The 12,854-nt window shown below is 63.7% G+C and carries 14 protein-coding genes; 3 read left to right on the top strand and 11 right to left on the bottom strand.

Translation table 11 applies throughout. The features are described from left to right. Nucleotides 1–65: 65 nt before the first annotated feature. From X727_RS146080 to X727_RS146070, 3 genes are all read right to left on the bottom strand, one after another. Nucleotides 66–641 carry a YceI family protein gene (locus X727_RS146080; RefSeq protein ID WP_023681381.1) on the bottom strand — a complete coding sequence of 192 codons (576 nt, stop codon included), beginning with the start codon at nucleotides 639–641 and terminating at the stop codon, nucleotides 66–68. A gap of 68 nt (nucleotides 642–709) precedes the next feature. Further along, nucleotides 710–1,288 (bottom strand): cytochrome b, encoded by a 579-nt coding sequence (locus tag X727_RS146075; RefSeq protein ID WP_023834597.1) that lies wholly within the window; start codon nucleotides 1,286–1,288, stop codon nucleotides 710–712. Between the two features lie 150 nt (nucleotides 1,289–1,438). Continuing rightward, nucleotides 1,439–2,329, bottom strand: coding sequence for a LysR family transcriptional regulator (locus X727_RS146070; RefSeq protein WP_023828832.1), 891 nt, complete (start codon nucleotides 2,327–2,329; stop codon nucleotides 1,439–1,441). A gap of 96 nt (nucleotides 2,330–2,425) precedes the next feature. Between X727_RS146070 and X727_RS146065 the strand changes: the two genes are divergently transcribed. Next, complete coding sequence (locus X727_RS146065; RefSeq protein WP_023834598.1) at nucleotides 2,426–3,421, top strand: aldo/keto reductase; 996 nt, start codon at nucleotides 2,426–2,428, stop codon at nucleotides 3,419–3,421. 69 nt (nucleotides 3,422–3,490) lie between these two features. On the opposite strand, the gene X727_RS146060 is transcribed toward X727_RS146065, so the two are convergent. From X727_RS146060 to infC, 8 genes are all read right to left on the bottom strand, one after another. Further along, complete coding sequence (locus tag X727_RS146060) at nucleotides 3,491–4,093, bottom strand: nucleotidyltransferase family protein (RefSeq protein WP_023834599.1); 603 nt, start codon at nucleotides 4,091–4,093, stop codon at nucleotides 3,491–3,493. A gap of 159 nt (nucleotides 4,094–4,252) precedes the next feature. Then, entirely contained in the window at nucleotides 4,253–6,661 is a 2,409-nt protein-coding gene (pheT, locus tag X727_RS146055) for a phenylalanine--tRNA ligase subunit beta (RefSeq protein ID WP_023834600.1), read from the bottom strand. Nucleotides 6,662–6,663: 2 nt separating this feature from the next. Beyond that, nucleotides 6,664–7,110 carry a GFA family protein gene (locus X727_RS146050; RefSeq protein ID WP_023696009.1) on the bottom strand — a complete coding sequence of 149 codons (447 nt, stop codon included), beginning with the start codon at nucleotides 7,108–7,110 and terminating at the stop codon, nucleotides 6,664–6,666. Then, complete coding sequence (pheS, locus tag X727_RS146045) at nucleotides 7,107–8,204, bottom strand: phenylalanine--tRNA ligase subunit alpha (RefSeq protein ID WP_023696008.1); 1,098 nt, start codon at nucleotides 8,202–8,204, stop codon at nucleotides 7,107–7,109. The genes X727_RS146050 and pheS overlap by 4 nt, the downstream gene beginning before the upstream one ends. 251 nt (nucleotides 8,205–8,455) lie before the next feature. Continuing rightward, the gene (rplT, locus tag X727_RS146040; RefSeq protein ID WP_023672281.1) at nucleotides 8,456–8,857 is read right to left on the bottom strand and encodes a 50S ribosomal protein L20; all 402 of its coding nucleotides are present in this window, start codon (nucleotides 8,855–8,857) and stop codon (nucleotides 8,456–8,458) included. A 39-nt stretch (nucleotides 8,858–8,896) separates the two neighbouring features. Beyond that, nucleotides 8,897–9,100: a 50S ribosomal protein L35 gene (gene rpmI, locus X727_RS146035; protein ID WP_006201248.1), complete on the bottom strand. Its 204-nt coding sequence runs from the start codon at nucleotides 9,098–9,100 to the stop codon at nucleotides 8,897–8,899. A 259-nt stretch (nucleotides 9,101–9,359) separates the two neighbouring features. After that, nucleotides 9,360–9,998 carry an isoprenylcysteine carboxylmethyltransferase family protein gene (locus X727_RS146030; protein WP_023755491.1) on the bottom strand — a complete coding sequence of 213 codons (639 nt, stop codon included), beginning with the start codon at nucleotides 9,996–9,998 and terminating at the stop codon, nucleotides 9,360–9,362. A 132-nt stretch (nucleotides 9,999–10,130) separates the two neighbouring features. Beyond that, nucleotides 10,131–10,667, bottom strand: a complete 537-nt coding sequence (gene infC / locus X727_RS146025; protein ID WP_081726160.1) for a translation initiation factor IF-3 — start codon at nucleotides 10,665–10,667, stop codon at nucleotides 10,131–10,133. Between the two features lie 247 nt (nucleotides 10,668–10,914). On the opposite strand from infC, the gene X727_RS146020 reads away from it, so the two are divergent. Together X727_RS146020 and X727_RS146015 are read left to right on the top strand one after the other, a co-directional pair. Continuing rightward, a complete protein-coding gene (locus X727_RS146020) occupies nucleotides 10,915–11,685 on the top strand; it encodes an alpha/beta hydrolase (protein WP_023834601.1) in 771 nt (256 codons plus the stop codon). Nucleotides 11,686–11,691: 6 nt separating this feature from the next. Continuing rightward, complete coding sequence (locus X727_RS146015; protein WP_023834602.1) at nucleotides 11,692–12,834, top strand: benzoate/H(+) symporter BenE family transporter; 1,143 nt, start codon at nucleotides 11,692–11,694, stop codon at nucleotides 12,832–12,834. The last annotated feature ends 20 nt before the right edge of the window (nucleotides 12,835–12,854 follow it).

Genomic DNA, 12,854 nt, shown 5'->3' on the forward strand with positions numbered 1-12,854 from the left:
TCGATTTACAGGCGAGGAGGTTTGCCCGAAATTGCGGGAAAAGCCAATGCGGATCGCTGGTCCTGCTAGCCTCGCTTGCCCGTCAGCGTCATGTCGAAATTGACGATATTCGAATAGATCGGCGTGCCGACATCCATGCCGTACCGGGAGCGCAGCACCTTGCCGGTGACGTGGAATTTAATGACGCCGCCCTTCAGCCCGCCGAGCTCGGCAGTGAATTTTTCCGCAAACGTCTTGCCGCGCGCCGTCAGCCGGCCGCTGACCAGCGCCGTGGTGTCGCTGGTTCGGGTTACGCTGGTCGAGCGGAACTGGATTTCGGGGCTGTTGGCCACGTCGAACACCGCATCGGAGCGCAGGAAGGCGTCGATGCGGCCCTGGCCGGTGCCGACGCTTTCGGGATAGATGGTGAAGTTGACCGCGGAACGGCCGACATCGCTGTTGTCGATGCGGATGGAGCCCTTGAAGCGGCCAAAGGCGCCGTCGAGGCCGCCGCCACCGACCTTGCCGATGGAGAAGCGAATGCTGGAGCTGGCCGGGTTGACCGTGTAGCTGCCGGCGGCGTCGCCGAGGTCCACAGCGGCGGAGACAGGCATGGCAAGGCAAGCGGCAACAGCCGCCAATCCGAAGATGCGCGCATACATGGGTTTTGTCCTTCTGGGGCAGGCGAAGTGTTGCGCCCTCACTCCAATGAACGAATGCGCGGCGCGCGCTATTCCATGTCCTGATCTGACGAAGGCGTGATCATGCGCGTGAGCACGCTGTCGCGCAGCCAGAAATGATGCCGCAGCGCCGCCAGCGCATGCAGCGCAACCAAGGCAATGCCGGCATAGGCGAGATACCAGTGTGCTGCCGCCCAGAAGTTTTCCGCCGCATCGGACACGCCGAGCGGCAGGTTCGGCATCACGAACAGATTGAACGGCATGCTGGGTATCTCCAGCATCGACACCGAAACCAGTGCCCAGCCGGACAGCGGCACCGCGAGCTGGAAGCCATAAAGTGCCAGATGCGCCAGCGGCGCCGTCCGACGCTCCAGGCCTCCGACCGAGGCCGGCAAGGCCGGGGCCGTATTGCCGAGCCGCCAGGCAATGCGCAGGATGAGGAGGCCGAGCAGCAGGAAGCCGAAGGATTTGTGCAGCTGGATCAGCTCGAAGGCGGTGCGCTGGCTGGTCAATAGCACCATGATGAAGCCGAGCATGAACTGGCCGATGAACAGGATGCCGATCAGCCAGTGGAGGACGATCGCCGCCCAGCCGTAGCGGGTTGAGTTGTTGGTGATGGATGCCGGCATGGTTGGTGAACGAATGGCAGATGGGCTTTCTTCCACCCTCCCCCTTGTGGGGAGGGTCGGCGCGAAGCGACGGGGTGGGGGTGTCGCCCTACGAAGACCCCCACCCCGATCCGCTACGCGGATCGGCCCTCCCCACAAGGGGGAGGGTGGCTAACCACTCACCTTGAAGAAATCCACAAACGCCCGCAGCGCCGGGCGCATCTGGCGGCGGCTGGGGTAGTAGACGAAGAAGCCGTCGAAGGGCGGACACCAGTCTTCCAGTACGTGGATCAAGCGGCCGTCAGCGAGCGGTGCGCGCACATAATCGTCGAAGACGAAGGCGAGCCCTGCGCCGTCGACCGCTGCCTGGGCGATCAGATGGTCTTCGTCGAGGATCAGCGGCCCTTGCGCCGCGATCTCGATCTCTTCGCCGTCCTTCTCGAATTCCCAGCGGTAAAGAATGCCGCTGGAAAAACGGAAGCGGATGCAGCGGTGGTCGGCAAGATCGCGCGGATGACGGGGTCTTGGCATGGTCGCGAAATAGGATGGCGCGCCGACCACGGCGCCGCGAAGGTCCGGTCCGATGCGCACCGCGATCATGTCGCGCTGCAGGCTCTCACCGAGCCGCACGCCGGCATCGAAGCCGCCTTCGACGACGTCGGTGAAGCGATCCTCGATGACGATTTCCAGCACGATGTCGGGATAGGCCGCGGCAAAGCCGCCGAGCCTGGGCGTCAATGCCAGGTGGGCCGCGGTGCGCGGCACGGTCAGCCGCAGGTTGCCGGCCGGCCGGTCGCGCGCCTCAATCGCCGTTTCCAGCGCCAGATCGATCTCGGACAGCGCCGGCCGCAGCCGTTCGAGCAGCTGCGCGCCCTCTTCCGTTGGCGCTACGCTGCGGGTGCTGCGCGCCAAAAGCCGCACGCCGAGCCGCGCCTCCAGGCTGGACACGGCATGGCTCACTGCCGAGGGCGCGATGGCCAGTTCGCGCGCCGCGCCACGAAAACTGCCGCATTGGGCGACTGTTGCCAGTACAGCCAGTTGAGAAAGATGCGCTCGGTTCATTGCTCTATTTTATAGAACAGCCCGTGCGAATGACAGCCGATTATCGAACGTAAAGCCAGGCGCTATCTCCCTTTCATCGCAACAAGGAGACGCGCCATGAAAACCCGCAAACTTGGTACTGAACTCGAAGTCTTCCCCGTCGGCCTCGGCTGCATGGGCATGAGCTTCGCCTATGGCGGTCAGGCAGAGGTTGACGCAATCGCCACGCTGCGCCGCGCTGTCGAGATCGGCGTGACGTTTTTCGACACCGCCGAAGTCTATGGTCCCTTTGAGAACGAGATCCTTCTCGGCAAGGCGTTGAAGCCGGTGCGCGACAGGGTGACGATCGCGACCAAATTCGGCTTCAAGATCTCCGAGGAAGGCTCAGGCCTCGAACGCATGGTCGGCGTCGACAGCCGCCCGGAGCACGTCAAGGCGGTGGCGGAAGCCTCGCTGAAGCGGCTCGATGCCGATGTCATCGACCTCTACTACCAGCACCGCGTCGATCCCAACGTGCCGATCGAGGACACGGTCGGCGCCATGGCGGAACTGGTGCGCGACGGCAAGGTACGGGCGCTGGGCCTGTCGGAGGTCAGTGCCGCCACCATCCGCCGGGCGCACGCCGTGCATCCGATTGCTGCCGTGCAGAGCGAATACTCGCTGTGGAGCCGCGACCCCGAAGACGAGGTGTTAGATCTCTGCCGCGAACTCGGCATCGGCTTTGTCCCCTACAGCCCGCTCGGCCGCGGCCTGCTTACCGGCACCATCGCCAAGCCCGAGGCCCTGAGCGACGACGACTGGCGCCGCACCTTGCCCCGCTTCCAGGCCGACGCCATGGCGGCCAATGCCAAGGTGATCGCCACGCTGGAAAAGCTGGCGACGGAAAAAGGCGTCACCTCGGCGCAACTGGCGCTGGCCTGGGTGCTGCACCAGGGCGACTTCATCGTGCCGATCCCCGGCGCGCGGAAAATCCGCCATCTCGAGCAGAACACGGCGGCGGCCGGGATCGAGCTGAGTGCGGCCGAAGTGGCGGCGATCGGCGATGCGCTGTCGCCGGACAAGGTGGTTGGCAAGCGCTATACGGAGGAGCTGTTGGCGCTGGTGAATGGGTGAGTGCCTTTACCCTCCCCCTTGTGGGGAGGGTCGATCCGCGAAGCGNCCCCACAACGGGGAGGGTAAGTCTCACCAAGGCACCACCGTAATCTCCGGCCAGCACGCCTTCGCCCTCGCCCCCTTGGCCTCATGCGTGCGCCTGTTATCCATCAGCCGGTTGGGCGTGATGCGAAACGCGAAGAGGTCATCCAGCCCGAACGGCGCCACGACCTCAAGCTGCCCGTCGGCATCGTATCGCGCCCCGACCGCATGCGTCTTCGAGGCGAAATAGCTCACCGACTCGCTGGAGCTCGTATAGCGCGGGCAGGGCTGGCCGAATTTCTGCGGATACCACAGATGCACCCGTGCCTGGTTGCGCACCTCGGCCGGCAGAGCCAGCCCCTCGAAATGCTGCGCCGCCCGGCGGATGACCGCGTCCTCGGCCTCGTAGGACAGGTCGCTGTCATCGAAGTAGAAGAGATCGACATCCTTGATGCCGTAGCCCGGCGGCTTGCCGGTCAGATGGTTCCAGATGCTGTTGTAGAGCGCGCCGGACACCACCAGCCAGTCCGGCAACGCCAGCGTGCGGGCCCGCTCCAGCGCGTCGCTGACGAGCGCATCCGCCAACACCATGGCGACAAACGCTTCGCGCTGGGCTTCGAACGGCAGACCGGAATAGCGCAGATGGTCCATCGCCCTTTGGAGAGCGATTCGCAACTGCCGGCAATCCTCAGAAGCAATTCCAGGAAAAGTGTGTAGCGGTTTTCCTGGGAAAGCGCGCCGCGCTTTCCCTAAGACGCGCTTTCCCTAAGAATTGCGTGGAGTCGAAATACGTAGGCGGCGTTAGCCGCTCTACGTTCTCAGCAAGCCGCCCGTTTGCTTGCCGACATTGTCGACGATGCGCTTGGCCAGCGCCTCGAAATCCTCGTCGGTGAGCGTCTTTTCAACCGGCTGGATAGATACTTCGATGGCAATCGACTTCTTGGCGGCCCCGAGAGATGCCCCCTCGAAGACATCGAACACCGAAACGCCGGTGATGAGCTTCTTGTCGGCGGCGAGCGCCGCGCGCACCAGCGCGCCGGCCTCCACCGTCTTGTCGACGACGAAAGCAAAGTCGCGCTTCACCGCCTGGAAGGCGGACAGCTCCAGCTTTGGCTTGGTTTTCGTCGGCTTGGCCTTCGGCTCCGGCACGGCGTCGATATAGACCTCGAAGCCGCAGATCGGTCCGGAAACGTCCAACCCCTCCAGCGTCTTCGGGTGGAACTCGCCGAAGGCGCCGAGCACCGTCTTCGGGCCGAGCTTGATCGTGCCGGAGCGGCCGGGATGATACCAGGCCGGACCGCCTGGCTCGATCTGCAGCCTGTCGACCGGCGCGCCGCAGGCTTCCAGCGCTGCAATCGCGTCGGCCTTGGCGTCGAATACGCCGACCGGACCGGAATTGCCGGCCCAACTGCGGCCGGAGCCGTCGAGCTTGGCGGTGCCGCGGCGCACACCGGCCGCAACGCGCCGCTGCTGGTCGGGGCCGTCGCCCTCATAGGTACCGGAGACCTCGAACAGCGCGACATCGCCGATGCCCTTGTCGGCATTGCGCTGCGCGGCGACGATCAGGCCGGGCAACAGCGAGGGCCGCATATCGGACATGTCGGCTGCAATCGGATTGGCGAGCTTCAGCGCCGTCTGGCCGCCGCCGAACAGTTCGGCGTGTTTGGCCGGGATGAACGACCAGGTGAGAACCTCCAGCATGCCCCGCACGGCGAGCGAGCGCTTGGCAGTGCGGGTGCGAACCTGCAGCGTCGTCAGTATCTTGGAGTTGACCGCGTCATGCGCGCCGAGCGGCTGCGGCGCGATGTTGTCGACGCCGTGGATGCGCATCACTTCCTCGACCAGGTCGGCCTTGCCGTCGACGTCAGGACGCCAGGACGGCACAGCGACATCGACGACGTCGCCCGCGCCTGACGGCTTGAAGCCGAGGCGGGTCAGGATGTCGAGGCTTTCCGCCTTCGGCACCTCGATGCCGGTCAGCCGCTTCACTTCCGAGATCGGGAAGGAAACGATCTTCGGCGTATGGCCGGCATAGCCGACGACTTCCGTCTCGGTCGGCTCGCCGCCGCAGAACTCCAGCACAAGCTTTGTCGCCAGCTCGACGCCGGGCACCATGAATTCCGGGTCGACGCCACGCTCGAAGCGGTAACGGGCATCGGTGATGATGCCGAGCGTACGGCCAGTGCGGGCCGTGGTGATCGGGTCCCAAAGAGCGGACTCGATCAACACGTCCGTGGTGTTCTCGTCGCAGCCGGAATGCTCGCCGCCCATGACACCGGCGATCGATTCGACGCCATTGTCGTCGGCGATCACGCACATCTGCGGCGTCAGCGTGTATTCGCGCCCGTCAAGCGCCAGCACCTTCTCGCCGTCGCGTGCGCGGCGCACGACGAGATTGCCGGTGACCTTCTTGGCATCGAACACATGCAGCGGCCGGCCACGGTCGAAGGTGACGTAGTTGGTGATGTCGACAAGCGCGCTGATCGGGCGCAAGCCGATGGCGATCAGCCTTTGCTGCAGCCATTTCGGCGACGGCCCGTTCTTCACGCCTTTCACCATGCGCAGCGCGAAACCGGGGCAGAGCTCCGGCGCCTCGATGGTCACCTTGACCGGCGTTTCACCTTTGCCAAGGACCGCTTCGACCGGCGCGGTCTTGAGCCGGCCAAGCCCGCTTGCCGCCAGGTCCCGGGCGACGCCGTAAATGCTGGTCGCATCCGGCCGGTTCGGCGTCAGATTGATCTCGATCACCGGATCGTCGAGATGCGCGTAAGCCGCGAAGCTGGTGCCGACAGGCGCATCGGCCGGCAGGTCGATAATGCCATTGTGCTCATCCGACAGCTCCAGCTCGCGCTCGGAACACATCATGCCATGGCTCTCGACGCCGCGGATCTTGCCGACGGTCAGCGTCACGTCGATACCGGGCACATAGGCGCCGGGCGCGGCGAAGGCGCCGATCAGGCCGGCGCGGGCATTCGGCGCACCGCACACCACCTGGACAGGGGCTGCGCCATTGCCGGTGTCGACGGTCAGCACCCGCAGCCGGTCGGCGTCGGGATGCTGCACCGCCGTCAGCACCTTGGCGATGACGAACGGCTTCAGGCCGGCCTTGTCGTCGACATGCTCGACTTCGAGGCCGATCGAGGTCAGCCTCTCGACGATCTCGTCGAGCGTGGCGTCGGTGTCGAGATGATCCTTGAGCCAGGAAAGGGTGAGTTTCATCACTATGTTCCGTTTTGTCTGTACCCGCCCGGACCTTGTCCATCGGGTCTGGGCACGCTTGTCTTCAAATGGCGCGGCAAGTCGTCGGGCATATGCACGAAGGGCAGCTGCTCGCGCACATAGGCATGGTGCGTCGGCCGGAAATAGGCCGGCATGTCCATGGCGCCCAGCATGAAATAGATGTGGTCTTCCAGCCGCTCGTCGACATAGGCGATAGGCGAGCCGCAAATGCCGCAGAACGAGCGCGTCACCGGCCCGTTCTCGTACATCTTCAGCGCCTTGCCGGTGAAAGCCACCTGCTCGGTCAGGAAGCCGACAAAGGCCGACACCGGCGCGCCGCTGGCGCGCCGGCAATCGCCGCAATGGCAATAGCTGATATGGTGCGGTTCGACTGATGCCTCGAACCGTACCGCGCCGCAGCGGCAGCCACCCGTGTGCGGCGCCGTCATGCGGAAAGACCTCCGAACAGCGTCGGCATGTCGAGCGGCCTGAAACCGTAATGCGACAGCCAGCGGACATCGGCGTCGAAGAAGGCGCGCAGGTCCGGCATGCCGTATTTCAGCATGGCGATGCGGTCGATGCCCATGCCCCAGGCAAAGCCCTGATATTCGTCGGGATCGAGCCCGCCGGCGCGCAGCACATTGGGGTGGACCATGCCGCAGCCGAGGATCTCCATCCAGTCGGAGCCTTCGCCGAATCGCACTTCGCCGGGCCGCGAGCGGTCGCACTGGATGTCGACCTCGAGGCTGGGCTCGGTGAACGGGAAGAAGGACGGCCGGAAGCGCATCTTGACCTGCGGCACCTCGAAGAAAGCCTTGCAGAATTCTTCCAGCACCCACTTCATGTTGGCGACATTGGCCGATTTGTCGATCACCAGCCCCTCGACCTGATGGAACATCGGCGAGTGGGTAGCGTCGGAATCCTGGCGGTAGGTCTTGCCGGGAATGACGATGCGGATCGGCGGCTTCTGCTTCTCCATGGTGCGGATCTGGACCGGCGAGGTGTGGGTGCGCAACAGCTTGCGCTCGCCCTTCTCGTCCGGCTGGAAAAAGAAGGTATCGTGCATCTCGCGCGCCGGATGCCCTTCGGGGAAATTCAGCGCGGTGAAATTGTAATAGTCGCTCTCGACATCGGGACCTTCTGCGATGGCAAAGCCGAGATCGCCGAAGATCGCCGCGATCTCGTCGATGACCTGGCTGATCGGATGGATGCGGCCGCGCTCGGCCGGCGATTGCCGCACCGGCAGCGTCACGTCGACCGTCTCGGCGGCGAGGCGCGCAGTGACAGCAACATCCTTCAGCTCGGCCTTGCGTGTCGTCAGCGCTTCGGTGACGCGGTTCTTCAGGCCGTTGATCGCGGGGCCCTTGACCTGGCGCTCCTCGGCGCTCATCGCGCCCAGTGTCTTCAGCAATTCCGAGATCGACCCCTTCTTGCCGAGAGCCGCGACGCGCACGGCTTCGATAGCAGCCTCATCGGCGGCCGACGCGACGTCGGCAAGCAGGGAGTTTTCGAGAGTATCCAAGCCGGTAGCTATGTCGTTCACGGTCAAACTCGCTGTGTTGGGAGTCAACTTTGAGGTGAAAGTCACTTTCAAGTCGAAAGTTCAGCCATAAGAAAAACCCGCGCCAGCCGTGCCAGCGCGGGTTCCCCAATCAGAATTGCGAATGCTGGGAAGCGCTGGGCTCGGAGCCCGATCCCGAAAAGTTGCAGACTTTTCGGAAAGATCGCGCTCCTCGCTAAATTTCCCTGAGCATGATGTTGTCCAAAAAGTCAGCAACTTTTTGGCATCATGCTCTAGGCGACAGCGCTTTCAAAAGCATTCGGGGTGGTGTTCTTCAGATATTCGAGCGCGACCTTGGCCTTGGCCACGAGTGCGGCGAACGCCTGCGGTTCATGGATGGCCATGTCGGACAGGATCTTGCGATCGATCTCGATACCGGACTTGTTGAGGCCGTCGATGAAGCGGCCATAGGTCAGGCCATGCTCGTGCGTCGCGGCGTTGATGCGCTGGATCCACAGCGCGCGGAACGAGCGCTTGCGGTTCTTGCGGTCGCGATACGCATACTGCATCGACTTTTCGACCGCCTGCTTGGCGATGCGAATGGTGTTCTTGCGGCGGCCGTAGAAGCCTTTCGCGGCTTTCAGGACCTTCTTGTGCTTGGCGTGCGAGGTGACGCCTCTTTTTACGCGTGCCATGTCATGATCTCCTTAAACGCTGTTCCTGAAACCGAATGCTCAGAGGCCGTTCGGCAGAAAATTCTTGATGACCTTCTTGCCATCCGGTTCAGCCAGAACCATCGTGCCGCGGGCATTTCGAATGAACTTGTTGGAACGCTTGATCATGCCGTGACGCTTGCCGGCCGCAGCCGACAGGACTTTACCCGTACCTGTGATCTTGAACCGCTTCTTGGCGGCCGATTTGGTCTTCATCTTGGGCATTTTGCTACTCCGTCTTGGTGGCGCACAATCGCGCTTCTTGTTCGCTTCGGGCGGACCAAAAGCCCGAAAAGCAAATGAAACCGCCACGGCATGCCCTGCCGGGCGGTTTTCTTGGAACGGCGGTCCTATACGTCAAAGCGGGCTGGCGCGCAACACCCGAAGGGCTGCGACGCTCTGTCTTAATTCACGGTGCAAGGCTGGGCTCCGATAGGTGGGTTGAGATTCAGGTCAGGCCGGCCTCACCTGAATATCGGCCTACCTAGGGCAGCCTGAACAGCACCGGGAGTATACCCGATTGCTGGGCGCCATCGATGGTCTCGAACACCGGCAACGCCACCAGAAACACCAGTCCGTCGAGCAAGGTGGTCAGCAAGAGGCGCGGCTTGAAGCTGCCGGTGTCGCCTTCCTGGTAGAGCGACAGCTTGGGGAAGAAACGCGGCACCCGCGCCAGATAGGCTGTGTAGGGGGCGCCGAGAACCTCCTTGAGATACCGTTCCTCGCGCAGGATGACGATGTGGAAGGCGCCGGCGCACAAAAGCGCAAACAGGACGATGCCGGAGAACGAGCCGATCTGCGCCCCGACGCCGGCGGCGGCAACGGTCGAGAACACGTAGAGAGGATTGCGGGTGATCGAATAGGGTCCGCCGGTGACCACTTCGGAGGATTTGCGCCCGCCGATATAGAGTGTCGACCACAAGCGGCCTACGACGCCAAGGAAGATCAGCAGCACGCCGACCATCTCGATCGTTTCATGCACCGGGGTATCGGGCGGGAAGGTCGACTGGCCGAACAGCAGTGCCGCAAACAGCACCACCACCAGCACCGCAAGCACCATGCGGCGCATGTGCTGGTAGCCGCCCAGCTCCTTGATGGGCGCAGGGTTGATTTCATTGGCCATGTCGGGAATCCGATCGTCGAGAAGCTTTGCCGGCGATCGCGGCGTCTGGACAGGAGAATCGGCGTCCCGCCGATCGCTGGGACGCCATGAGACAGGATTCAGGCGGATTTAGAGCGCAACGCCCGAACTGATCTAGCGCGGCGCCAGCACCATCATCATCTGGCGGCCTTCCAGCTTCGGCTCGGCTTCGACCTTGGCGATGGTAGCCGTCTCCTCGCGCACCTTGTTCAGGAGCTGCATGCCGAGTTCCATATGCGCCATCTCGCGGCCGCGGAAGCGCAGCGTCAGCTTGACCTTGTCGCCTTCCTCGAAGAAGCGCCGCACGGCCTTCATCTTGGTTTCGTAGTCATGGCTGTCGATGTTCGGGCGCATCTTGATCTCCTTGATCTCGATGACCTTCTGGTTCTTGCGCGCCTCGGCCGCCTTCTTCTGGTTGGCGTATTTCAATTTGCCGAGATCGAGAATTTTGACGACAGGCGGCACCGCATTGGGCGAGATCTCGACCAGATCGAGCCCTGCCTCTTCGGCGAGCAGCAATGCGTCGTTGATGGAAATATCGCCGCGGTTCTGGCCATCGGCGTCGATCAGCTGGACCCGGGGAACCCGGATATCACGGTTGGAGCGCGGGCCATCCTTGGCGGGCGCCGCTGCTTTGAAAGGTCTGCGAATGGTCGTGGTCTCCTTGGCCGTTTCGTTCAGGGTTCAAATCTAGAAATGTTCGGGACGCGCCAATGTGGTGAGCGCGCGGGCGGAGTCAATAGCACAGCGCTGACAGAAAATCACCCTGATCGCAGGCCTGCACCAAACAAAGGATGTCGCGAGCACTTTCCGCCTCGCCTGTGCCTGTGTCAAAAGACCGGCGAGTAAAATCAGGCTCCCACAATCAGGCCCCCAGAACCAGGATTGATCCACAGCCATGACCGCGACCACCCCAACCCTGCTGGATGTCGACGGCATCGATATCGCGGTTCGCCATTCCTCGGGCGCAACGCCCGGCATCGTCTGGCTCGGCGGCTACAAATCCGACATGCTGGGCACGAAGGCGCAAACGTTGTCGGATTGGGCGGCCAGGGAAGGCCGCGCATATCTGCGCCACGACTATTCCGGCCATGGCGAATCCGGCGGCGCCTTTGCCGACGGCACCATCTCGAAATGGCTTGGCGAGAGCCTCGCCGCCTTCCGGCGTTTCACCGAGGGCAAGCAAATCCTGGTCGGCTCGTCGATGGGCGCCTGGATCGCGCTGCGCATGGTGCAGGAGCTGCGCAAGGCGGGCGACAGCAATGTGGTTGGCCTGGTGCTGCTCGCGCCGGCGCCGGATTTCACCGCCGAGCTGGTCGAGCCGGCTCTGACGGAGGCACAGAGGCGCGAACTTCGGGAGAAAGGCTTTTTCGAAGAACCTTCGGACTATTCCGCCGAGCCTTACATCTACACAAGCGCGCTGATCGAGGACGGCAGGGCGAACCGGGTCATGATCGGGCCGATCGATACCCATTGCCCCGTCCACATCCTGCAGGGCCTGGCCGATGCCGACGTGCCGGCAAGCCATGCGCTGAAGCTGGTCTCGCTGCTGCCAGCCGACGACGTCACTTTGTCGCTCATTCCCGACGGCGACCACCGCCTGTCGCGGCCTCAGGATCTCGACATGCTGCTGAGGGCGGTGGGCGACATGGTTCAGCGGGCGGGGTAGGCAAGAATGCGCATTTCCATCCCGATATCCGCCTTTGTCGCGGCAATCGTCGGCTTCGGCGGCACGCTGGCCGTCGTCATTGCCGCCGCCAAGGCGGTTGGCGCCACCCAGGCCGAAACCGCGAGCTGGGTGACGGCAGTGTGCGTGGCGATGGCGGTCGAATGCTTGTGGCTGTCCTGGCGCACGAAAATGCCCATCATCACCGCCTGGTCGACACCAGGCCTGGCGCTGATGGCAGCATCGAGCGGCTTTACCATGGCCGATGCGGTCGGCGCCTTCATCGTCACCAGCTTGATGTTGATCGCCACCGGCCTGTTCAAGCCGCTGACCCAGCTTATATCAAGGATACCGACGTCGGTCGCGTCCGGCATGCTGGCCGGCATCGTCGTCACCTTCGCGCTCAATGCCGTCAAGACCATTCCGGTCGACCCCTGGCTTATCCTGCCGCTGATCGCGGCCTTCTTCGTCATTCGCCTGTTCAACCCGGCGCTGTCGGTGCTGGCGGTGCTGATCGGCGGCGGCATCGCCGCCTTCCTGACAGGCCGCGTCGGCGGACTGCCGGCGCCGGAACTGTCGACGCTGACGCTGATTGCCCCGCATTTCAGCGCCGCAGCTGTCATCGGCCTGGCGCTGCCGCTCTACCTCGTCACCATGGCGTCGCAGAACCTGTCGGGTCTCGCCGTCTTGCGCGCCGCCGGCTATCACCCCGAACCCGGCCCGCTGATCGGCGTCACCGGCCTGTTCTCGCTGCTGTCGGCGCCGTTTGGCGGCTCGACCACCAATCTGGCCGCGATCTCTGCGGCGATCTGCACCGGGCCGGACGTCCATCCCGACCCGGCCGAGCGCTGGAAGACCGGACCCTTCTATGCACTTGCCTATCTGATCTTCGCGGTTTTCGGCGCCTCGCTGGTGGCGATCTTCGCAGTGCTGCCGCAAAGCCTGATCGTGCTGGTGGCCGGCCTGGCGTTGATGGGGTCGCTGGCCAACGCGCTGGCGATCGCGCTCAAGGACGAGGACCAGCGCATGGCGGCTACTGTCACCTTCGTTGTCACCGCGTCGGGGCTGACTTTGTTCGGCGTTGGCGCCGCCTTCTGGGGCTTGGTCGCCGGCCTGGTCGTGCTTTTCCTCGAAGCGGTCAAAAAGCGATAATCATTTCAGGACCTTGTCCG

This window comes from Mesorhizobium sp. L103C105A0 (assembly GCF_000502215.1).
Classification (GTDB): domain Bacteria; phylum Pseudomonadota; class Alphaproteobacteria; order Rhizobiales; family Rhizobiaceae; genus Mesorhizobium.